The sequence below is a fragment of the Streptomyces morookaense genome (assembly GCF_013030945.1).
GTDB classification, from domain to species: domain Bacteria; phylum Actinomycetota; class Actinomycetes; order Streptomycetales; family Streptomycetaceae; genus Streptomyces; species Streptomyces morookaensis.
On the sequence record NZ_JABBXF010000095.1, the window covers coordinates 1 to 20,664 of the forward strand.

Sequence of the window (20,664 nt, forward strand, 5' to 3'; positions counted from 1 at the left end):
TGTCGAACTTCACGAGCTCACCCCCGTGTCCCATGTGCCGCCACTCGACGACGCCGTCATGTCTATCAACATCGCCGCGGCGGCAACACAGCACCCCTGCACCTGACGGTTAATCAGCATTGACCCGCCGGAGAGCGGGGATCCTTTTGCCCGCAATTTCCGCCATAACCAGAAAGGTGCATTGCACATGAATCACACGGAAGTTGCACAGGGACCTCCCGGAACCCCCATGCGGCTGCCCCCTCAGTACCCCGCCGGCCGCACCAGGCCCGTCTCGTACGCGAAGACCGCCGCCTGCGTCCGGTCCCGCAGCCCCAGCTTGCCGAGGATGCGGCCCACGTGGGTCTTCACCGTCTGCTCCGCCACGACCAGCCGCTCCGCGATCTCCCCGTTCGACAGTCCCTGGGCGATCAGGACCAGCACCTCGGTCTCCCGCTCCGTCAGGCCCGCGGCGCGCTGCCCGACCGGGGTGCGCACCACGGATCCGGCCGTCACGCGGGAGAACTCGGCGATGAGCCGCTTGGTGATGTTCGGCGCGAGCAGCGCCTCGCCGGCCGCCACCACCCGTACCGCCTGCGCGAGCTCCGCCGCCGAGGCGTCCTTCAGCAGGAACCCGGAGGCGCCCGCGCGCAGCGCCTCGTACACGTACTCGTCCAGGTCGAAGGTGGTCAGGATCAGCACCTTCACCGCGGCGTCCGGCGGGGCCGTGACGCGGCGTGTCGCCTCGATGCCGCCGAGGCCGGGCATCCGGATGTCCATCAGGACGACGTCCGGGGCGAGTTCGGCGACCTTGGCGACGGCGTCGAGCCCGTCCACCGCCTGCCCGACCACCTCGATGCCGGGCTCGGCGTTGAGCAGCACCGTGAAGCCCTGGCGGACCATCATCTGATCGTCGGCGATCAGTACGCGGATCGGCGGCGGCGTTGTCGTCATCGGATGTCCTCGAGAGGGGCAGCGGAAGCAGCGGAAGCGGAGGCGGGCAGGAACGCGGTCACTTCCCAGCCGCCCTCGGGCGTGGGCCCGACGGCGAGTTCGCCGCCCAGCATCGCGGTGCGCTCGCGCATGCCGAGCAGGCCGTGCCCGGCGCCCGGGGAGGGCGAAGCCGTCTGTTCCGGCGCGGAGTTGGTGACGCGGACCGTGAGCCCGGTGGCCCCGTAGCCCGTCTCGACCCGCACCTCCGCCCCCGGTGCGTGGCGCATCGCGTTGCTGAGCGCCTCCTGCACGATGCGGTACGCCGACAGTTCGACGCCCGGTGGCAGCGGGCGCCGCTCGCCGGCCGTCCCCTCGGTGACCGTGAGGCCCGCAGCGCGCACGTTCTCGATCAGCTCCCCGAGCTGGTCGAGGGTGGGCTGCGGGGCGTGCCGCACGCCGTCCGGCACGGCGTCCTCGGAGCGCAGGACGCCCAGCACCCGGCGCAGTTCGGCGAGGGCCTCGACGGCGTTCTCGCGGATGCCCGCGACGTTCTCCCGCAGCGCGTCGGAGGGGTTGTCGACCAGATGCGGGGTGACCTGCGCCTGGATGGAGATGACCGACATGTGGTGCGCGACGACGTCGTGCAGCTCGCGCGCGATCCGGTTGCGTTCCTCCAGCTGGGTGCGCCGGGACCGTTCCTCGGCGGTGAGCTCCTCCTGGACGACCAGCTGGGTCCGCGCCACACGGCGGCCGCGCACGAGGGTGCCGAACACCGTGGTCATCGTGAGGGCCAGGACTCCGAAGCGGAGGTCGTCGTAACGGCTCAACCCCCCGAACGGGTCGCGGAGCAGCGGCATCACCAGCGAGATCGCCAGGGCCTCGAACGCGGCCCGGGGACGGCATCGCAGGGCCACCAGGAACAGCACCCAGGCCTGGGCCAGGAGTCCGTTGCCGGTCCAGGGGACCATCGCGTCGATGCGGACATCGACGTGCGTCGCCCATGCGGTGTTCGCCGCCCACGCGGCCGCGGTCACGACGGCCGTCGACGCCCACCACGCCTGGAGCGGGCGGAACACCGCGACGACGACCGCCGCCGCCTGGACCCCGCCGAGCAGCACGCCGGCATTGGAGCCGAGCCCGTACCCGTATCCGTACTCGCGCTGCAGGCCGATCCACAGCAGGAACCCGATCAGCACCAGCGGCGGCATGAACGCCGGCCACCAGTCCTGCCAGCGCGGCCTCCTGGCCCCGGCCGGCAGCGGTTCGGCCGCCCCCGTCCACAAGTCCTCGCGCAGTGCCCCCGGCACCGCCCGCAGGGCGCGCACGAAACGCCGCCCCTCCCCGTCCCCCGTTTTCACATCCGTCACCTTAAGCACGCCGCATCTCCACCACTCGGAGGGGCTGCACCTCGCGCACGGTCCGGCGGCCGTCCCGCCGCGGCCGCCGCTGCTCGTACCCCCGGAACGCGGCCCAGCAGATCAGCAGCGCCAGCGCGAACACCGGCAGCCAGGCCAGCCGGGCGAGCACCCAGCCGGGACCGTCGGGCGCCGTGTGCAGCCCCGGCAGTGGGTGCCCGGCGAGCAGGCCGGCCGCGGTGACCGCCATCATCGCCGTCTGGTGCCAGAGGAAGACCGTCATCGCCGAGAGGTTGACCAGCGCCACCGCCGCCCACGCGGCGGGCCGCGCGAGCACCCGGCGCAGCGGGCCGCGCAGCAGCAGCGCCGCCCCGCACTGGGCGAGTCCGAAGGTGACGGCGGCCAGGGTCGGCGGGTTGAGGTTGGATATCGCGGCGCCGGGCACCCCGACCATCGAGGCGGGGTAGCCGCCCCACAGCACCAGGCCGGCAGTGGCGGCGGTGCCGCCGAGCAGCAGCAGCCATCCGGTCGCCCGGCTCTGCAGGCCGCCGCGCGCCCAGGCCGCGCCCAGGCAGTACGGGACGAGCCAGCCTGCGGCCACGTTGATCCAGCCCGTCCAGGCCGGGCCGCCGAAGCCGAACCGGTACACGTCGACGTACAGCACGACGGCCAGCGGCCACAGCGGGTGCAGCCGGGCGACCAGCGGGGTCGCCGCCGTCAGTCCGGCGAAGACCAGCAGGAACCACAGGGGCGAGAGCACGAGTTTGAGGAGCGTGTGCAGGGTGTCGACGCCCACCCCGGCGGCGAGCATCGCCACCGCCGCCACGGCCCACACCGTCAGCACGGCGGCGACCGGCCGGAACAGCCGCGCCCACCTGCCGCCCAGCCACTGCAGGTACGTCACCCCACGGGCCCGAGCGGACGCGTGGCTCTGCGCGCCGACCTGGCCGCCGACGAGGAAGAAGACCGCCAGGGTCTGGAACACCCAGGACACCGGCGTCAGTCGGGGCAGGTGCGCGAGCGGGCTGGCGCCGTGCACCGTGCCGCTGTCGGCGACCAGGGCCGTCACCAGCCAGTGACCGAGGACCACGCCCAGGATGGCGAAGGCGCGCAGGGCGTCGACGGCCCGGTCGCGGCCGGGCGGAGTTGCGGAATCGATCCGCTGTACCCATCCATGCTTCACGGCTGCTGCACCCCTTCCACGATCCGGGCGATGTTCTTCAGGGACACGGAGCCGGGCTTCAGGTAGTCGCTGTGCCCGCCGTCGCCCGCGTCGAAGATCCGGGCACCGAACTCCTTCGACACCGGGTCGGTGCCGAATCCGACGGTGGTGAAGGGGAGTTCGAGCCGGACGTGCGGCACCTCGGCGATCCAGTCGTCCGCGCCGCGCCCGGCCCAGACGGTGGCCGGGGTGTGCAGCTGACGGGCGGTGGCGGCGCCGGTGCCGGGGCTGCCGTACAGCACGATGTCGGCGACCCGCAGGCCCGGCGCGGCGCGGCCGCAGACGACGGAGCCGTAGGAGTGGCAGAGGAGTGCGACCCGGGCATCCGGCTTGACGCGCGTCAACTCCCCGACGAACGCGCGGAGTCCGGCCGCGGCGTCGTCCGCCCGGCCCGCCGTCAGGACCGCCGGGCTCACCGTGCCAGGGGTCCGGTAGCCGAGCCAGGCCACGACGGCGGCCCGGGAGCCGCCGAGCCGGCGCTGGAGGGCGACGGCGCCGGCCCGGAAGCGCTCGTAGGTGTCGAGGCTCGTGTCCGATCCCGGTACGAGCACGGCGATGCGCCCGGCACGGGACAGGTCGCCGAAGACCTCGGCCGTCCGCCCGCCGTCGCGCCCGTCGAAGGAGAGGAACTGCCGCCCCGGACCGGCCATCGCGTGCAGCTCGGCGGCCCGGCGGTGGTCGCCGTGACCGGCGGCCATGCGCTCGGCGGCGCGGATGCCGTCGCGGCCGGCGGCATACCGCGCCTTCAGCTCCGCCGGATCTGCGGAGGCGAGCGGCGCGACGGCGGCCGGATCGGGCGCGGGCGCCGGGACGGCCGCGGGACGGGCCGCACCGGAGACCGGCACGGCCACGGAGGCGGCGACGAGCGCGGCGACCAGGCCGCGGCGGAGACGGGTGAGCATGCGAACGACGTTAGGAATCGGACACCCTCGCCGGCGTCACACCGGGGAGCCCACTTGTCGTGTAGCTCCTGGGTACTACGGGTAGGGGGCGGGTGTCCGACCGCACACACTTTTGCAAGCGGGCTGCTTGCAAAAGTTAGCAAGGTGCGGCAGCATCGCAGACATGGCCTCACTCAACGTCGGCAATCTCGGCGAGTACCTCCGCGAGCAGCGGCGCACCGCGCAGCTGACCCTGCGGCAGCTCGCCGACGCCGCCGGAGTGTCCAATCCGTACCTCAGCCAGATCGAGCGCGGCCTGCGCAAGCCGAGCGCCGAGATCCTGCAGCAGCTCGCCAAGGCGCTGCGGATCTCCGCCGAGACGCTGTACGTGCAGGCCGGGATCCTCGACGAGCGGGACCGTGAAGAGGCCGAGGTCCGCAGCGTGATCCTCGCCGACCCGACGATCAACGAGCGGCAGAAGCAGGTGCTGCTGCAGATCTACGAGTCCTTCCGCAAGGAGAACGCCGCCGAGGCGGAGAACGACCGCCCGGGCGCCGGCCCGGGCGACACCACACCTTCCAGCTGACCCCGGGAGATCAACGCCATGGCCATCACCACCCAGGACATCCGCAAGACGGCCACCACCGCCGGCTACGCGGCCGCCGGTGCCGCCGACCTCACCGCGGAGAAGATCGGGCAGTTCGTCACCGAGGCGCCGGAACGTTTCGAGCAGCTGCGCAACACCGACCCGAAGGCCGTGCAGGAGCGGGTGACCAAGGGCGCCAAGGAGGCACAGGCGCAGGTCACCGCGAAGTTCACCGAGATCGTCGGGTCGATCGACACCGATGTGAAGAAGGTGGGCCAGCAGGTCCAGGACCTGGCGCTGCGCGGTGTCGGGCAGGCCGTGAGCCTGGCCGCCGCGGCGGGCGACGGCTACGGGAAGCTGGCCGCCCGGGGCCGCGAGGCCGTGAAGACGTGGCGCGGCGAGGCGGCCGAGGAGCTGTCGGAGATCGCGGTGGCCGTCGAGCCGGATGCCGGCACGGCGGCGCCCGCCGACAACGGCGGTGCCCAGGCCGGGTCCCAGGACGCCGAGGCGAAGCCGGCTGCCGCGCGGCGGACCACCACGGCCCGTAAGCCTGCCGCCAAGAAGACCGAGGGCTGAGCGTTCCTCATTGCGCGTGCAGTAGTCCCGCGCCCCTCACGGGCGCGGGACTGTACGGTGGGTCGTACGGAGGTGGCGGCATGCTCGTCGAAGGATTCAACGAGATTCTGTACTGGGTGTCGGTCGGTCTGCTCCTCTTCACGGTGGCCGCGTTCATCGACGCCGCAGTCCGCCGCGAGGATGCCTACCGCGCGGCCGACAAGCACACCAAGGGCTTCTGGCTGATCATTCTCGGCATCGCGGTGGCCGTGAACCTCTTCCTCGGGATCAGGTCCTTCCTGCCGATCCTCGGGCTGATCGCCACCATCGTCTACTTCGTGGACGTGCGCCCGGCGCTCAAGCAGGTATCGGGCGGCCGCGGTCCCCGCCGCCGCGGCTCCAGCTCGGACGGGCCGTACGGGCCCTGGAACGGCGGGCGTTAGGGCGCGTCCGCGCCCCGGCCGAGGAGCAGCACGGCCAGGTCGTCCGTCAACTCCTCGCCGTTCAGGGCGCGTACCTCGGCGACGACCGCGTCCAGCAGCTCCTCGCCGGCCAGCCCCTCCTTGACCTGACGGGTCACCAGCTCCGTCATGCCCTCCTGGCCCAGCCGCCGCGCCCCGGCGCCGACCTTGCCCTCGATCAGGCCGTCCGTGTAGAGCAACAGGCTCCAGGCGTCGCCGAGTTCGACCCGGCGGTGCGGCCAGCGCGCCTGCGGGAGCAGGCCGAGCGCGGGGCCGCCGCCCTCCTGCGGCAGCAGGCCCGGGGCGCTGCCGGGCCGCACCAGCAGCGGGGCCGGGTGACCGGCCAGGCAGAGACCCGCCGAGCGTCCGTCCGGCGCTATGTCGACGGTGCACAGCGTCGCGAAGATCTCCTCGTCGGCGCGCTCGTGCTCCAGCACCTGCTGGAGCGTGCCGAGCAGTTCGTCGCCGCACAGCCCGGCGAACGTCAACGCCCGCCAGGCTATGCGCAGTTCGACGCCGAGGGCGGCCTCGTCCGGGCCGTGGCCGCAGACGTCGCCGATCATCACGTGCACGGTGCCGTCGGGCGTGCGGACGGTGTCGTAGAAGTCGCCGCCGAGCAGCGCCCGGCTGCGGCCGGGCCGGTAGCGGGCGGCGAACCGCAGGCCGGAGCCCGCCAGGAGCGGGGTCGGCAGCAGGCCGCGTTCCAGCCGGGCGTTCTCCTGGGCGCGCAGCCGCGATTCGGTCAGCTGCCGCTGCGCCAGGTCCGCACGCTTGCGTTCCACGGCGTAACGGATGGCCCGGCTGAGCACCCGGCCGTCGAGCTCGTCGCGGAAGAGATAGTCCTGGGCCCCGACCCGCACGGCCTCGGCGGCGCGCTCGGCGTCGGCCTCGGCGGTCAGTGCGAGGACGGCCTGGCGCGGGGCGAGGCGCAGCACGTGGCGCAGGATGGCCAGTTCCTCGGGCGGGCCGACGGCCGCACCTTCGGGGAGGCCGACGGCCGGGAGGGCCAGGTCGAGCAGGATGCAGTGCACGTCGTCGGTGAGCAGCCGCTCCGCCTCGGTGAGGTTGCGGGCGGTGCGGATGCGCATGGGGCGGCCGGCGGAGCACGTCGTCTCCGCCATCGCGGGGACCGAGAGCGATCCCGTGGGGTCGTCCTCGATCACGAGCAGCGTCAGTCCGCCCTCGGGCAGCACGACGGAGGGCTCCGCCTGCCTCTGCGCGGGTACGGACATCACTCGGTTTCCTTTTCTCCCCCCGCGGGCGCGGCACTCCGCCGACGGGGCGGGCATCGGACGTGACCCTAGCGCCAGGTCCCGGGCGAACGGAATGGTACGGAGCCATCCGCCTCTGTCATATGCCCACGCCAAGGCCCCTTTCGGCCGCATAACGATGCGGACATGACATGACCAGCGTCACGCGGGACGAGCGTCCGCTCAGGGTTTCGTCTCGCTCCATGGACGGCGACCGGAACCACGACCGGGACGCGACCGGGGCTCATGGAGCCCCGCTGCACTACCCCGGCCGCACCACCCCGAGGACCGGCATCGAGCCCGCGCCCGTCGTCGTCACCTGCCGCCCCGGCCGCGGCGCGTGCACGATCATGCCGTCGCCCACGTACATCCCCACATGGCTGGCGTCGGCGAAATAGATGACCAGGTCGCCGGGGCGCATGTCCTTGACGTCCACCCGGGGCAGCTGCCGCCACTGTTCCTGCGAGGTACGCGGTATGGCGTGCCCGGCCGCGGCCCAGGCCTTGAGGGTCAGGCCCGAGCAGTCGTAGGTGTCCGGGCCCTCGGCGCCCCAGACGTAGTCCTTGCCGATCTGCGCTGTCGCAAAGGCGACGGCCCGCCGGCCGTCGGAGCTCGCCGCGCCGGAGCCCGTGAGCAGACCGCCCTGCCCGGCCAGCCATTTCTCCTGCGCCTGCCGGGCCTGCTCCTCCTCCAGCTGCCGCAGCCGCTCCCGCTCCTTCTCCTGCAGCCGGGACTCCAGCTCCTTCGCCGCCGCCAGCCGGGACTCGATCTCCTTCTTCGCGTCCTCCTTCTCCCGACGGTCGGCATCGAGCCGCTTCCGGCGCTCGTCGGCGGCCTTGGCGTACCGGTCGAGCTCGGCGCGGGCGGCGGTCTGCTCGGCGATCAGGTCGCGGGTGGCCTGCTGGCCCTTGTGCAGCAGGGAGACTCCGTTGAAGAAGGCGTCGGGCGAGGGGGCGAAGAACAGCTGGGCCTGCGGCGACATCCCGCCGGTGCGGTACTGGGCCCGGGCCAGGGCGCCGGCCTGGTTCTTCAGCCGGTCCAGGCGCTGCTGCGCCTCGGCCAGGGCGCGGGTGATGTCGGCGACGGACTTCTCCTGGAGGCGTTGCTGTGCGCTCGCCGCGTTGTAGGCGTCGGTGGCCGTCTCGGCCTGCCGGTAAAGGGTCTCCACCTGCCGGTGGACCTCTTCCAGGGACGGGTTCGGGCCGGGATCGGCGTACGCCCCGGGCGCGGTCAGCGCGAGGACCGTCCCCGCCGCGCACACGAGCGCGGTGGCGGTGGCGACCCGCCTGCCGCGGCCCGCCCCAGCGCCCGTCCGTCGTCCAGGAACCCGCACAGGACACCTCCGCGACTCCGCCCCCACGCCTGACACTGCGTCACACGGAACCGGATCGTGCCATGGCTGCCCGAAATGGAACAGAGACCTGGGTCACACTTCGACCGGAACCGGCCGCGCCGTCGGCCACCACCCTGATGGGCGAGGTTCACCCTCCGTTCACCCTCCCCCATCGACGGCTTCACCTGATCTGCCTAATTTCGGCCTTGAGGGTGAGAGAGCCACACCGTCCGGACGGCCTCCACCAGACTCGGCCGTATCGAACGGCTGAACAGCACGACACACCTCTCGCACGCCGCCCCAGCGGCGGCTCCCGGAAGGAACACCCCAACAGTGAAGCTTCAGCGCAAGAACCGGCTCCGCGCCGTCGCCTTCGGCGCCATCGCCGTCTCCGGCGCCCTGGTCCTCACGGCGTGCGGCTCGGACAACAACAGCGGCGGCTCCAACGGTGGCGGCGACTCCACCAAGGCGGCCGGCAACATCAAGTGCGACGGCCAGGGCTCGCTGCTGGCCTCGGGCTCGTCCGCGCAGAAGAACGCCATGGACCTGTGGGTCAAGAACTTCACGGCGGCCTGCAAGAACATCCAGATCAACTACAAGCCCACCGGTTCGGGCGCGGGCATCCAGGAGTTCCTCCAGGGCAAGACCGCCTTCGCCGGCTCCGACTCGGCGCTCAAGCCGGACGAGGCCGAGAAGTCCAAGGGCGTCCTCAAGGGCGGCCAGGGCATCGACCTCCCGATGGTCGGCGGCCCGATCGCGATCGGCTACAACGTGCCGGGCGTGGACAACCTGGTCCTCGACGCCGACACCCTCGCCAAGATCTTCGACGGCAAGATCGAGAAGTGGAACGACGAGGCGATCGCCAAGCTCAACAAGGACGCCAAGCTTCCCGACCTGAAGATCCAGGCGTTCCACCGCTCCGACGAGTCGGGCACCACGGACAACTTCACCAAGTACCTCAAGGCCGCGGCCGACAAGTCCTGGCCGTACGAGCCCGCCAAGGCCTTCCCGGTCAAGGGCGGCCAGTCGGCCGACGGTTCGGCCGGCGTCTCCTCGCAGGTCAAGCAGACCTCGGGCGCCATCTCGTACTTCGAGCTGTCCTACGCGACCGCCAACTCCATCAAGACGGTCAAGCTCAACACCGGTGCCTCCGCCCCGGTCGAGGCCACCTCGGACAACGCCTCCAAGGCGATCGCCGAGGCAAAGATCACCGGCACCGGCCAGGACCTCGCCCTGAAGCTCAACTACACCACCAAGGCCGAGGGCGCCTACCCGATCACCCTGGTGACGTACGAGGTCGTCGGCGACAAGGGCAACAAGCCCGAGACCCTCGCCGCCACCAAGTCCTTCCTCACCTACATCGCGAGCGAGGACGGCCAGTCCGTGCTGAAGGACCTCGGCTACGCCCCGCTGCCCGCCGAGATCGCCAAGAAGGTCCGCGACACCGTCGCGAACATCTCCTGACCCGGTGCGGCCGGCTCCCGCACAGCCCGGGAGCCGGCCGCGCCATCCGGTGCACCGCCGCGCCAGGAGCCGTGACCCGCAAACGGGACCGGTTCCGCAGACCGGAGAAACCCCATGGACATAACATCCGCCACAGCAAGCCCACCGCCCGCACCGGGCGCCGGCCCCTCTCCCGCCCGGCAGCAGGGCAGGGCGGCCACCCGCGCCGGTGACCGCGTCTTCCTCGCGCTCTCCCGGGGCTCCGGGATCCTGCTCCTGGTGATCATGGCCGCCATCGCGGTCTTCCTCACCGTCCGGGCCGCCAACGCCCTCTCGCAGGACCACGGCAACTTCTTCACCGCCTTCGAGTGGAACGCCAACGCCAACCCGCCGGTCTTCGGCATCGCGGTACTGGCCTTCGGCACGATCGTCAGCTCGCTGATCGCCATGGCCATCGCCGTCCCGGTCGCCATCGGCATCGCGCTGTTCATCACGCACTACGCGCCGCGCAAGCTGGCCACCCCGCTGTCGTACGTCATCGACCTGCTGGCCGCCGTGCCCTCGATCGTCTACGGCCTGTGGGGCGCCCTCTTCCTGGTGCCGCACCTGGGCGGGCTCTACAGCTGGTTCAACGACTACCTCGGCTGGACCGGGATCCTCGCCTACCACGACGGCGCCGCCCGCTCGCTGTTCACCATCGGCATCCTGCTGGCGATCATGATCCTGCCGATCGTCACCAGCGTCAGCCGCGAGGTCTTCCGCCAGGCTCCCCGGATGCACGAGGAGGCCGCCCTGGCCCTCGGCGCCACCCGCTGGGAGGTCATCCGGCTGTCGGTCCTGCCCTTCGGCCGCTCCGGCGTCATCAGCGCGTCGATGCTGGGCCTCGGCCGCGCGCTCGGCGAGACCATGGCCGTCGCCACGGTCCTCTCCCCCAGCTTCACCATCAGCACCAGCCTGCTGGACCCGGGCGGTGGCACGTTCGCCCAGAACATCGCCAGCAGCTTCAAGGAGTCCGGTGAGCTCGGCAAGGACGCCCTGATCGCCTCCGGCCTCGTCCTCTTCGTCCTCACCCTGCTGGTCAACGGCGCGGCCCGGATGATCATCGCCCGCCGCAAGGAGTACTCGGCATGAGCGGAGTGACCATGGACCGCACGCCGGTCGCCGGGAGCGGCGCCCCGCAGCCGTCGTACAGCCTGCGCCAACCGCGCCTCCCGCGCTGGACCCCGGCCGCCCTCGCCGCCGCCGCGGTCGCCGCCGGCACCGGCATCGGCCTCGGCGCCGGACTGAGCAGCCACATGCAGTGGGGCCTGATCGCCGCCCTCCTCTACGTCGCCGCCATGTACGTCCTCGCCACCCGCGTCGAGGGCCGCCGCCAGGCCAAGGACCGGCTGGCCACCAGCCTCGTCTGGGTCTGCTTCGTCCTCGCGGTCGTCCCGCTGGTCTCCCTGGTGTGGGAGACCATCTCGCGCGGCGTGAAGGTACTGGACGTCGACTTCCTGACCCACTCCATGGGCGGCGTCCTCACCATCCGGCCCGGCGGCGGCGTCTACCACGCCATCATCGGCACCCTGGAACAGGTCGGCATCGCCACCGCCATCGCGGCCCCCCTCGGCCTGCTCACCGCGATCTACCTGGTGGAGTACGGGCGTGGCCGGCTGGCCAAGGCCGTCACCTTCTTCGTCGACGTGATGACGGGCATCCCGTCCATCGTCGCGGGCCTGTTCATCCTCAGCTTCTGGATCATCATGCTCGACAACGGCTACTCCGGCTTCGCCGGATCGATGGCCCTCGCGATCCTGATGGTGCCGGTCGTCGTGCGCTCGACGGAGGAGATGCTCAAGCTCGTGCCGAACGAGCTGCGCGAGGCCTCGCTCGCCCTCGGCGTGCCGAAGTGGCGCACGATCCTCAAGGTCGTCCTCCCCACGGCCATCGGCGGCATCGCCACCGGCGTGATGCTCGCCGTCGCCCGCATCGCGGGCGAGACCGCCCCGATCGTCCTCCTGGTCTTCGGCTCCCAGGTCATCAACAACAACCCCTTCGACGGAGCCCAGTCCTCCCTGCCGTACTACATCTACGAGCAGTGGGCGGCCGGCAACGAGGCCAGCTACGACCGCGCCTGGGCGGCGGCCCTGGTCCTCATCGCCTTCGTCATGATCCTCAACCTGGTGGCCCGCGGCATCGCCCGCTGGAAGGCCCCGCAGTCCAGCCGCTGACCGCGTCCGTTGTGAAAGAAGTAGTGATCCCCATGGCCAAGCGAATCGACGTCAGCGGCCTCTCCGCCTTCTACGGCGCCCACAAGGCCATCGACGACATCTCCATGACCGTCGAGCCCCGCTCCGTGACCGCCTTCATCGGCCCCTCCGGCTGCGGCAAGTCCACCTTCCTGCGCACCCTCAACCGCATGCACGAGGTCACCCCCGGCGGCCGCGTCGAGGGCAAGGTGCTGCTGGACGACGAGAACCTCTACGGCCCCGGCGTCGACCCGGTCTCCGTGCGCCGCACGGTCGGCATGGTCTTCCAGCGGCCGAACCCCTTCCCGACCATGTCCATCTACGAGAACGTGGCCGCCGGTCTCCGCCTCAACGGCACCCGCGTCCGCAAGTCCGAGCTGGACGCCGTCGTCGAGAAGTCGCTGCAGGGCGCCAACCTGTGGAAGGAGGTCAAGGACCGCCTCGACAAGCCGGGCGCCGGCCTCTCCGGCGGCCAGCAGCAGCGGCTGTGCATCGCACGGGCCATCGCGGTCGAGCCGCAGGTCCTGCTGATGGACGAGCCCTGCTCGGCGCTCGACCCGATCTCGACGCTCGCCATCGAGGACCTCATAGGCGAGCTGAAGGAGCGGTTCACGATCGTCATCGTGACCCACAACATGCAGCAGGCGGCCCGCGTCTCGGACCGCACCGCCTTCTTCAACCTGGCGGGCGTGGGCCAGCCGGGCCGTCTCGTCGAGATCGACGAGACGGCGAGGATCTTCTCGAACCCGTCGGTCCAGGCGACCGAGGACTACATCTCGGGCCGGTTCGGATAAACCCTGCCCAGGACTCGCCTCTGCGGCGCTGCATGGCGGTGCCGCCGCAAAGGCGAAAGGGCCCGTCCCCCTGTTCGTACCAGGGGGACGGGCCCACACCCTCGTGCCGTGCCCGTAAGGGGCGCGGGGCTCACGCAAACGCCAGGTGACCGACCCAGTAGCAGAGCGCCGCGACAGCGGCGGCCGCCGGCATCGTGATGAACCAGCCGAGAATGATGTTCTTGGCGACCCCCCAACGCACCGCGTTGACCCGCTTGGTCGCCCCCACACCCATGATCGCCGAGGTGATGACATGGGTCGTCGAGATCGGCGCCTGGAACAGGAACGCCGTGCTGAACATGACCGACGCACCCGTGGTCTCCGCCGCGAAACCCTGCGGCGGGTCCAGCTCGATGATCTTCCGGCCCAGCGTGCGCATGATGCGCCAGCCGCCCGCGTACGTACCGAGCGACAGCATCACCGCACAGGCGATCTTCACCCAGACCGGGATCTGGTCGTTCGGACCCTCGACGCCGCCGATGACCAGGGCCATCACCACGATGCCCATGGTCTTCTGGGCGTCCTGCAGACCATGGCCGAGGGCCATGCCCGCCGCCGACACCGTCTGGGCGATCCGGAAGCCCCGCTTCGCCTTGTGCGGGTTCGCCTTCCGGAAGAGCCACATGATGGCGACCATGACGAGGTAGCCCAGCACCAGCCCGACCAGCGGCGACAGGAACATCGGCAGGACGACCTTGTCCCAGACGCCCCACCAGTAGACGGTCGACGAACCGGCGAGGGCCGCGCCCACCATGCCGCCGAAGAGCGCGTGGCTGGAGGAGGACGGCAGGCCGAAGTACCAGGTGACCAGGTTCCAGACGATCGCGCCGACCAGGGCGGAGAAGAGGATCAGCATCCCCTGGTTGCCGGTCGGCGTCTCGATCAGGCCCTTGCTGACGGTGTGCGCGACGCCGCTGCCGAGGAACGCACCGGCGAGGTTCATCACCGCGGCCATCGCCAGGGCCGCGCGCGGGGTCAGCGCCCGCGTGGAGACCGAGGTCGCGATCGCGTTCGCGGAGTCGTGGAAGCCGTTCGTATAGGTGAAGCCGAGCGCGACCGCGATGGTCACGACAAGTGCAAACGTATCCACCGGGGGTCAGGACTCCTTGACCGCGATGGTCTCGACGGTGTTCGCGACGTGCTCGAACGCGTCGGCGGCCTCCTCCAGCACATCCACGACCTGCTTGAGCTTGAGCACCTCGATGGCGTCGTACTTGCCGTTGAAGAGCTGGGCGAGCAGCTTGCGGTGGATCTGGTCGGCCTGGTTCTCCAGCCGGTTGACCTCGATCCAGTACTCCGTGAGGTTCGTCATCGTGCGGAGGTTGGGCATGGCCTCGGCGGTCAGCTCCGCGGCCCGGGCCAGGACCTCGATCTGCTGCTCGACGCCCTTGGGCAGTTCCTCGATCTGGTAGAGGACGACCAGGTCGACGGCCTCCTCCATGAAGTCCATGATGTCGTCGAGCGAACCGGCGAGGGCGTAGATGTCCTCGCGGTCGAACGGCGTGATGAAGGAGGAGTTCAGCTGGTGGAAGATCGCGTGCGTCGCGTCGTCCCCCGCGTGCTCCGCTGCCCGCATGCGCTCGGCGATCTCGGCCCGGGCGGAGGGTTCCGCGCCGAGCAGTTCCATCAGGAGCTTGGAGCCCGTGACGATGTTGTCCGCGGACGCGGCGAACATGTCGTAGAAGCTCGTCTCCCTGGGGGTCAGACGAAAGCGCACGTGGGATCCTCGGGGTGCAGCGGAATCGGTCTCGTCGATGCTAGGCGCATCATCCGGCCACAGCTAACTGGCATTCCCTCAGTGTCGCCCATCGGGCAGAGTGCTCACCAAGGCGGTACCGCCTCCGACGGGGAATTTCGGTAGAATATACCCATAGGGGGTATACAAATCGGCTCTGACCGCGGTCCTGTGCACTGCGAACGCATTATGGATGACCAGCACAAACAGGCCGGTGGAAGCACGGAGGGCAGCATGACGGCCACGGAGGCCACAGTGACCAGCACCACTGATCCGGCCACGGAGGCCTGCCACGGCGCACCGGAGACCCCCGGGGCGGCCGGCCCCCACGGCTACAGCAAGCAGAAGGACCAGCACCTCAAGCGGCTGCGCCGGATCGAGGGCCAGATCCGCGGCCTGCAGCGGATGGTCGAGGAAGACGTCTACTGCATCGACATACTCACGCAGGTCTCGGCGAGCACGAAGGCCCTGCAGTCGTTCGCGCTGCAGCTGCTGCAGGAGCACCTGCGGCACTGCGTGGCACAGGCGGCCGTGCAGGGGGGCGACGAGATCGATGCCAAGGTGGCGGAGGCCAGTGCGGCGATTGCGCGGTTGCTGCGGACCTAGCGTCGTGTTGTGCCTGCGGGCCGGCTGTGGCTGGTCGCGCCCACGCGGCGGAGCCGCATATTCAGCAGAGCCCCGCGCCCCTTTCGGGGCGCGGCAGCGGGCCGCCCATCACTCCGCCCCGTCCTCCCGGGGCGCCCATGGGCCCACGCCCAGGACCTGGTCGATGCGGTCGGCGCTGAGCCGGTCCTCGTCGGCACTGGATGCGGCGATCATCAAATCGCCGTAGAGATCGATCTCGACGAGGGCCACGGGATCCGTCCCGCACGACGAACCGCGTCGCGAAACCACGTGATTCACCTCCTCGCGTTTCCCCGGGGCACCCCCTCGGGCCCCGGCTGTCCAGCGTAGTGAGCGGCTCCCACAGTGGGCATGACACAGATGGACCATTTCCATGGCCAACTGCGCCTCGCCGCACTATTTCTGGGGCGATGCAACCGTCCCCGCATAGATATCTGCGGGTGCCGGGAGGGAAACGTCGGGCGCAGGACCGAAGGAGAACAGTTCGACCGTCGACACCACGGTCATCGGCGCCGCGGGCGCGCCGGACACCGCGGACGCGGCCGCCGCCGTGGTCACCCGCCCCCGCCCCGCCGGTGCCCCGGCCTCGGCCACCCCGAAGCGGTAGCGCAGCAGGTGGGGCCTGCCCTCGCCGTCCACGTACGCATCGAACGCAACCGTGCCGCTGGAGAACCCTTTCGCCGCGGCCGCCAGTGCCGCCCGGTCCCGCTCGGGCGCCGTCCGTGCCGCGCGGCCGAGGTCGATCGTCCCCCAATAGTGCGCCACCTGCTCCCCGTCCAACTGCTCGGACCCCGCATAGGCCACCCCCCGCGCCCCGCCCAGCAGTTCCACCGCGGCCAGCGGATCCGTGGCGCCGCTGGTGAGCAGGTCGCCGTCGGCGAGCGAACCCGCTTCGAGCCGGACCCACTTGCCCGTGGGCACGCCCGCGCCCCGGTTCTTCATGTACAGCGCGCCCGGCGTGAAGACCTCGGTGATCGGCCGGTGTTCCGCGGCGCCCTCGGCGTCCTCGGGCAGCATCACGGTCAACTGCCCGACCGGCCGGGCGAAGTCGTAGATCCCCTGCCCGTGGATGGTCAGCCGGGTGCCCCCGCTGACCGTCTCCATCGACGTGCGCACCCGGGCACCGCCCGAGCGGGCGAGGATCCCGGCGGCCCGGCGCACCGTGGTGAGCGCCTCGGTCGGCTCGCCCGGGCCCAGCGCCTGGCGGACCTGGCCGGCGGCGTGCTTGCCGTCCTGCCCGTCCGCGGCCCGTTCCGGATCGGCGCACCCGGACATCAGCAGGGCCGCCACGACCCCGCCGGCCACCGCGGTGGCGGCCATCGCGGCCGTGCGTCTGCGTCCGTGTCCGCGCACCGCCATGTCCGTAAAGCCCCCTGTCCGCCGCACGCGAGATGGAACCCGTTCTTTCCAACGACCGCTCCCTCGTCGCCGTCACGGCCGGGTAGCGTGGTCGCGTGTCCGAAGCAGCCCCCGCGCGCCCCCGCGCGGAACACTCGATCAGCACCAGCGAACGCGGCTCGTTCTGCACGGCCCGCTGCATCTGCGGCTGGTACGGGCCTGCCCGCCGGGCCCGCTCGCTGGCCCGCGAGGACGCCGACACCCACCTCGCCTCGGCGGGATGACCATGAGATGACCTGAGACGGCACCGGGTCTCCCCCGGCCGGAACCACCGGCCCCGGCACACCATCTGACTGGGCGCGGGGGCAGGGAAATCCGGTGCGTCAAGGGGGAGACATGGCCATCAACAGGCGCCAACTGCTGGCAGCGGGAACGGGTCTGGCGGCGACCGGCGTCTGGGCCGCCTCCTGCGACGGCGCGGCGGGCCGGGCCGCGCCCAGCCGCATGGCCAGTGCCGGCAGGACCGTCGCGCCCTCCGCCAGGGCTGCGGGCGCCGACTGGACGGCCCTGGCCAAGGGCCTCTCCGGCGGCCTCGTCCGCCCCGGCGACGCCGACTACGCCACGGCCCACCGGCTCTACAACACCCGCTACGACGGGCTGCGCCCCGCCGGCGTCGCCTATGTCGCGGGCACCCCCGACATCACGGCCTGTCTCGACTTCGCGCGCCGCTTCTCCATACCCGTGTCCATACGCAACGGCGGCCACAGCTATGCGGGTTGGTCGAGCGGTGACGACCGGCTCGTCCTCGACGTCTCCCGGCTCAGGACCGTCCGCACGGACTCCGCCACGAGTGCCGTCATCGGCGCGGGCGCCAAGCTCATCGACGTCTACACGGGACTGGCCGCGCACGGCGTCACGATCCCCGGCGGTTCCTGCCCCACCGTCGGCGTCTCCGGCCTCACCCTCGGCGGCGGCCATGGCATCCTCTCCCGGGCCTACGGCCTGACCTGCGACAACCTCACCGGCGCCACCCTCGTCACCGCCGACGGCAGGACGCTGGACTGCTCCGCCGACCGCAACACCGACCTCTTCTGGGCCCTGCGCGGCGCGGGCAACGGCAACTTCGGCGTCGTCACCGAACTCCGCTTCCGGACCCGCCCCGCGGGCAACGGCGTCACCGGCTACGTCTCCTTCCCCTGGTCCAGGGCCGCGGAGGTGCTGCGCGCCTGGCAGGAGTGGGGGCCGACGCTCCCCGACGAGATCTGGTCCGCGTGCGACCTGTCCGCAACGGCGGGCGGCACGCCGCGGATATCCGTGGCCGCCTTCACCCTCGGGACCCGGGGCGACCTCGAGAACGCCCTGGACCAGCTGATCGAGAACACCGGCAGCTCCCCCGCGGGCCACCCGCCCCGGCTGCGCGACCACTCCTACCTGGACACCGTGCGCGCCTACGCCGGCTGCGGCGACAAATCCGCCGAGCAGTGCCACCTCCCCGGCACCGTCCCCGGCCACGACACCGCGGGCAGCCTGGGGCGCGAAACGTACGCGGCGCGTTCGGACTTCTACGACAGCTCGCTGAGCGAGGACGGCATCCGTGCGCTGCTCGGCCAGCTGGAACGATTCAGCACAGGTGGCGGCAGCGGCGGCGCCTCCGTGCAGCTGACCGCGCTGGGCGGCGCCGTCAACCGCGTCCGGCCGCTGGCCACGGCCTTCGTCCACCGCCGCTCCCGCTTCCTGGCCCAGTACCTGGCCTCCTGGCAGGAGGGCGGCTCCGGCACCTCGCAGATGTCCTGGCTGAACGGCATCCACGCGGCCATGCTGCGGTACGCGTCGGGGGCGGCGTACCAGAACTACACGGACCCGGCGCTGAAGGACTGGCGGCAGGCGTACTACGGCAGCGCGGCGGACAGCCTGAAGAAAATCAAGGACCGCTACGACCCGGACCGGGTCTTCGACTTCCCGCAGGCGCTGTGAGGGGTCTCAGGCGGCCAGATCGCTGTGCCGGTGCCCCACGGCCCCCGGCTGATCCGGCACCGCGACCAGCGGCGTCCGAACCCCTGGCGCCCGTACGAGCCATCCGCCCCGCGACCGTGCGACCCACCCCACCACCGGAGTCAGCAACATCATCGCCAGCGGCGCGAGGAGCAGCGCGACGGCCGTCCCGAGCGCCAGTCCGCCGACGACATCCGTCGGGTAGTGCACGCCGAGGTACACCCGGCTGAACCCCTCGAACAGGGCGAGGAGGATACCGAGGAACCCGTACTTCCGGTTCGCTACGAACAAGCCGACCCCCAGGGCCATGGCCAAGGTCGTGTGGTCGCTGACGAACGAGAAGTCGGTCTTGCCCTTCACCAGGACGTCGAGGCCCTGGTGGTCGAGGAACGGCCGCGGCCGTCTGACGAACCCTCTGATCGGGATGTTCACCAGCACCGCGATCCCCGCGGCGAGCGGCGCCCAGGCGAGGGCGGCCACCGCCGGCACCGCGTCGTCCTTCTTGCGCACACTCCACCAGGCGCAGACCATCAGCACGCCGAGCGCGATCAGGATCCCGTACTCACCGACGAACTCCATGGCCTTGTCCGCCCAGTTGGGCGCACCCTTGGCCATGCCGTTGATGTCGTACAGCAGGCCGACGTCCGGGTTCGAGCCACCCTGGGCCTCCGGCACGGTGTACCCCATCGCGAGTCCAGCCACTGCCCGGCCCCTTGTCTGTCGCCTGTGCCTATATCCCGCTGCTGACCCCCGTGGTCGTGCGCCGCAGCGACGGCGCTGCCGCTGCTGTCCACTTCCATGGAACGCCCCGATCCGGCCAGGCGTTCCACTCTCCACTCAATGATCACCAGGACGTTACCCAAGGGTGACTCACCATCGCCTCCCGGGGCGGGTGTTCAGGCCCCGTTCGTCCTGGGCAGTGCCTTCGCCCCGTCCGCGGTGACCCGGGTGGCACCGATGTAGTCGGGCAGATCGATCTTGTCGAACCGGATGACGGCCCCCGTGTACGGCGCATTGATCATGTACCCGCCGCCGACGTACAGCCCCACGTGGTGGATGGACCGGGGGTCCTTCAGATCGTGCGCGAAGAACACCAGGTCGCCCGGCAGCAGCTGGTCCCGGCCCGGATGCGGCCCGGCGTTCCACTGGTCGTTGGCGACGCGCGGCAGCTCGATCCCGACGGACGCGTACGCGGCCTTGGTCAGCCCGGAGCAGTCGAAGCGCCCGTTGTCCTCCTTGCCGCCCTCGCCGCCCCACAGGTACGGCGTCCCCAGCTTCTCCTGCGCGAAGTAGATCGCGGCAGCGGCCTGCTGCGAGGGCGGCGCCACCCGCCCGACGGGCCGGGCGAAGCTCTTGGCGAGCGTGCGGATCTCCTTCACGTACCCCTGGGTCTCGCTGATGGAGGGCACGCCACCCGCATTGATGACGCGGTACGGACCGGCGTTGTAGGCGGCGAGCATGTTGTCGGTGAGGTCACCGTTCACGCCCTTCACGTCGCCCGACAGCGCACAGTCGTAGCGGGCGGCGGACGGAATCGCGTCACCCGGGTCCCAGATATCCGCTTTGCCGTCCCCGTCCGCATCGAACCCGTAGACGGCCCATGTCTCGGGAATGAACTGCGCGATCCCCCGCGCATCGGCCGGACTGACCGCCTTGGGATCCCAGTTGCTCTCGGTGTAGAGCTGCGCGGCGAGAACAGCCGGGTTGAGGGCGGGGCAGAGGTTCCCCCACTTCTGCACCAGCGGCTGATACTGCGCGGGCACCGCCCCCTCGGCCAGCCCCACGGCCCCCGACCCCGGAGTGCCCAACTTCCAGGCGGCCGTGTACACACCGAGCACGAGCAGCGCCAGGAACGCCGCGAACATCCCGAATGCCGCCCCGCCCACCACCCAGATCTTCCGCACCCGTCAACC

22 protein-coding genes are annotated in these 20,664 nt (G+C 71.3%); 10 read left to right on the forward strand and 12 right to left on the reverse strand.

Annotation, left to right across the window (positions count from 1 at the left end):
* Positions 1–243: 243 nt before the first annotated feature.
* The 4 genes from HG542_RS29845 to HG542_RS35520 are packed head-to-tail and all read right to left on the reverse strand — an operon-like array spanning position 244 to position 4,391.
* Positions 244–933, reverse strand: a complete 690-nt coding sequence (locus tag HG542_RS29845) for a response regulator (RefSeq protein WP_171086902.1) — start codon at positions 931–933, stop codon at positions 244–246.
* Positions 930–2,270 (reverse strand): sensor histidine kinase, encoded by a 1,341-nt coding sequence (locus HG542_RS29850; protein ID WP_227726217.1) that lies wholly within the window; start codon positions 2,268–2,270, stop codon positions 930–932. The genes HG542_RS29845 and HG542_RS29850 overlap by 4 nt, the downstream gene beginning before the upstream one ends.
* 10 nt (positions 2,271–2,280) lie before the next feature.
* The gene (locus HG542_RS29855) at positions 2,281–3,450 is read right to left on the reverse strand and encodes an acyltransferase family protein (RefSeq protein WP_229922553.1); all 1,170 of its coding nucleotides are present in this window, start codon (positions 3,448–3,450) and stop codon (positions 2,281–2,283) included.
* Positions 3,447–4,391, reverse strand: coding sequence for an alpha/beta hydrolase (locus HG542_RS35520; protein WP_227726213.1), 945 nt, complete (start codon positions 4,389–4,391; stop codon positions 3,447–3,449). The genes HG542_RS29855 and HG542_RS35520 overlap by 4 nt, the downstream gene beginning before the upstream one ends.
* Positions 4,392–4,554: 163 nt before the next feature.
* Here HG542_RS35520 and HG542_RS29860 point away from each other — a divergent pair, with 163 nt between their 5' ends.
* From HG542_RS29860 to HG542_RS29870, 3 genes are all read left to right on the forward strand, one after another.
* Positions 4,555–4,956, forward strand: coding sequence for a helix-turn-helix domain-containing protein (locus HG542_RS29860; protein WP_171086904.1), 402 nt, complete (start codon positions 4,555–4,557; stop codon positions 4,954–4,956).
* An 18-nt stretch (positions 4,957–4,974) separates the two neighbouring features.
* A complete protein-coding gene (locus HG542_RS29865) occupies positions 4,975–5,532 on the forward strand; it encodes a hypothetical protein (protein WP_171086906.1) in 558 nt (185 codons plus the stop codon).
* 80 nt (positions 5,533–5,612) lie between these two features.
* Positions 5,613–5,954: a DUF2516 family protein gene (locus HG542_RS29870; protein ID WP_171086908.1), complete on the forward strand. Its 342-nt coding sequence runs from the start codon at positions 5,613–5,615 to the stop codon at positions 5,952–5,954.
* On the opposite strand, the gene HG542_RS29875 is transcribed toward HG542_RS29870, so the two are convergent.
* Both HG542_RS29875 and HG542_RS29880 read right to left on the reverse strand, forming a co-directional pair.
* Positions 5,951–7,204, reverse strand: a complete 1,254-nt coding sequence (locus HG542_RS29875) for a PP2C family protein-serine/threonine phosphatase (protein WP_229922554.1) — start codon at positions 7,202–7,204, stop codon at positions 5,951–5,953. The genes HG542_RS29870 and HG542_RS29875 overlap by 4 nt on opposite strands.
* 280 nt (positions 7,205–7,484) lie before the next feature.
* Complete coding sequence (locus HG542_RS29880) at positions 7,485–8,555, reverse strand: C40 family peptidase (protein ID WP_171086912.1); 1,071 nt, start codon at positions 8,553–8,555, stop codon at positions 7,485–7,487.
* 333 nt (positions 8,556–8,888) lie between these two features.
* Here HG542_RS29880 and pstS point away from each other — a divergent pair, with 333 nt between their 5' ends.
* From pstS to pstB, 4 genes are all read left to right on the forward strand, one after another.
* Positions 8,889–10,019, forward strand: a complete 1,131-nt coding sequence (gene pstS / locus HG542_RS29885; RefSeq protein WP_171086914.1) for a phosphate ABC transporter substrate-binding protein PstS — start codon at positions 8,889–8,891, stop codon at positions 10,017–10,019.
* A 114-nt stretch (positions 10,020–10,133) separates the two neighbouring features.
* Positions 10,134–11,129 carry a phosphate ABC transporter permease subunit PstC gene (gene pstC, locus HG542_RS29890; protein WP_171086916.1) on the forward strand — a complete coding sequence of 332 codons (996 nt, stop codon included), beginning with the start codon at positions 10,134–10,136 and terminating at the stop codon, positions 11,127–11,129.
* On the forward strand, positions 11,126–12,211 hold the full coding sequence (gene pstA, locus HG542_RS29895; protein WP_171086918.1) for a phosphate ABC transporter permease PstA: 1,086 nt from the start codon (positions 11,126–11,128) through the stop codon (positions 12,209–12,211). Before pstC ends, pstA begins: the two co-directional genes overlap by 4 nt.
* A 32-nt stretch (positions 12,212–12,243) precedes the next feature.
* On the forward strand, positions 12,244–13,023 hold the full coding sequence (pstB, locus tag HG542_RS29900; protein WP_171086920.1) for a phosphate ABC transporter ATP-binding protein PstB: 780 nt from the start codon (positions 12,244–12,246) through the stop codon (positions 13,021–13,023).
* Positions 13,024–13,153: 130 nt separating this feature from the next.
* On the opposite strand, the gene HG542_RS29905 is transcribed toward pstB, so the two are convergent.
* Together HG542_RS29905 and HG542_RS29910 are read right to left on the reverse strand one after the other, a co-directional pair.
* The gene (locus tag HG542_RS29905) at positions 13,154–14,152 is read right to left on the reverse strand and encodes an inorganic phosphate transporter (protein ID WP_171086922.1); all 999 of its coding nucleotides are present in this window, start codon (positions 14,150–14,152) and stop codon (positions 13,154–13,156) included.
* Positions 14,153–14,158: 6 nt separating this feature from the next.
* Complete coding sequence (locus HG542_RS29910) at positions 14,159–14,779, reverse strand: DUF47 domain-containing protein (protein ID WP_171086924.1); 621 nt, start codon at positions 14,777–14,779, stop codon at positions 14,159–14,161.
* Between the two features lie 252 nt (positions 14,780–15,031).
* Between HG542_RS29910 and HG542_RS29915 the strand changes: the two genes are divergently transcribed.
* Positions 15,032–15,403, forward strand: a complete 372-nt coding sequence (locus HG542_RS29915) for a metal-sensitive transcriptional regulator (RefSeq protein WP_171086925.1) — start codon at positions 15,032–15,034, stop codon at positions 15,401–15,403.
* Positions 15,404–15,511: 108 nt separating this feature from the next.
* On the opposite strand, the gene HG542_RS29920 is transcribed toward HG542_RS29915, so the two are convergent.
* Together HG542_RS29920 and HG542_RS29925 are read right to left on the reverse strand one after the other, a co-directional pair.
* On the reverse strand, positions 15,512–15,691 hold the full coding sequence (locus HG542_RS29920) for a hypothetical protein (RefSeq protein WP_171086926.1): 180 nt from the start codon (positions 15,689–15,691) through the stop codon (positions 15,512–15,514).
* A 126-nt stretch (positions 15,692–15,817) separates the two neighbouring features.
* Complete coding sequence (locus tag HG542_RS29925; RefSeq protein ID WP_171086927.1) at positions 15,818–16,780, reverse strand: SCO4651 family lipoprotein; 963 nt, start codon at positions 16,778–16,780, stop codon at positions 15,818–15,820.
* Positions 16,781–16,875: 95 nt separating this feature from the next.
* Here HG542_RS29925 and HG542_RS29930 point away from each other — a divergent pair, with 95 nt between their 5' ends.
* Both HG542_RS29930 and HG542_RS29935 read left to right on the forward strand, forming a co-directional pair.
* Positions 16,876–17,043, forward strand: a complete 168-nt coding sequence (locus HG542_RS29930) for a hypothetical protein (RefSeq protein ID WP_171086928.1) — start codon at positions 16,876–16,878, stop codon at positions 17,041–17,043.
* Between the two features lie 118 nt (positions 17,044–17,161).
* A complete protein-coding gene (locus HG542_RS29935; RefSeq protein ID WP_171086962.1) occupies positions 17,162–18,733 on the forward strand; it encodes an FAD-binding oxidoreductase in 1,572 nt (523 codons plus the stop codon).
* Between the two features lie 6 nt (positions 18,734–18,739).
* Here the strand turns inward: HG542_RS29935 and HG542_RS29940 are convergent, their stop codons facing one another.
* Together HG542_RS29940 and HG542_RS29945 are read right to left on the reverse strand one after the other, a co-directional pair.
* Entirely contained in the window at positions 18,740–19,438 is a 699-nt protein-coding gene (locus HG542_RS29940) for a phosphatase PAP2 family protein (RefSeq protein WP_171086964.1), read from the reverse strand.
* A 209-nt stretch (positions 19,439–19,647) separates the two neighbouring features.
* The gene (locus HG542_RS29945) at positions 19,648–20,655 is read right to left on the reverse strand and encodes a C40 family peptidase (protein ID WP_308111081.1); all 1,008 of its coding nucleotides are present in this window, start codon (positions 20,653–20,655) and stop codon (positions 19,648–19,650) included.
* Positions 20,656–20,664: the final 9 nt, after the last annotated feature.

Coding starts and splice junctions, on each gene's coding strand:
- HG542_RS29875 (WP_229922554.1), bottom strand. CDS start 7,204: ATGTCCGTACCCGCGCAGAGGCAGGCGGAGCCCTCCGTCGTGCTGCCC.
- pstC (WP_171086916.1), top strand. CDS start 10,134: ATGGACATAACATCCGCCACAGCAAGCCCACCGCCCGCACCGGGCGCC.
- HG542_RS29860 (WP_171086904.1), top strand. CDS start 4,555: ATGGCCTCACTCAACGTCGGCAATCTCGGCGAGTACCTCCGCGAGCAG.
- pstA (WP_171086918.1), top strand. CDS start 11,126: ATGAGCGGAGTGACCATGGACCGCACGCCGGTCGCCGGGAGCGGCGCC.
- HG542_RS29925 (WP_171086927.1), bottom strand. CDS start 16,780: ATGGCGGTGCGCGGACACGGACGCAGACGCACGGCCGCGATGGCCGCC.
- HG542_RS29915 (WP_171086925.1), top strand. CDS start 15,032: ATGACGGCCACGGAGGCCACAGTGACCAGCACCACTGATCCGGCCACG.
- HG542_RS29940 (WP_171086964.1), bottom strand. CDS start 19,438: ATGGGGTACACCGTGCCGGAGGCCCAGGGTGGCTCGAACCCGGACGTC.
- HG542_RS35520 (WP_227726213.1), bottom strand. CDS start 4,391: ATGCTCACCCGTCTCCGCCGCGGCCTGGTCGCCGCGCTCGTCGCCGCC.
- HG542_RS29865 (WP_171086906.1), top strand. CDS start 4,975: ATGGCCATCACCACCCAGGACATCCGCAAGACGGCCACCACCGCCGGC.
- HG542_RS29870 (WP_171086908.1), top strand. CDS start 5,613: ATGCTCGTCGAAGGATTCAACGAGATTCTGTACTGGGTGTCGGTCGGT.
- pstB (WP_171086920.1), top strand. CDS start 12,244: ATGGCCAAGCGAATCGACGTCAGCGGCCTCTCCGCCTTCTACGGCGCC.
- HG542_RS29845 (WP_171086902.1), bottom strand. CDS start 933: ATGACGACAACGCCGCCGCCGATCCGCGTACTGATCGCCGACGATCAG.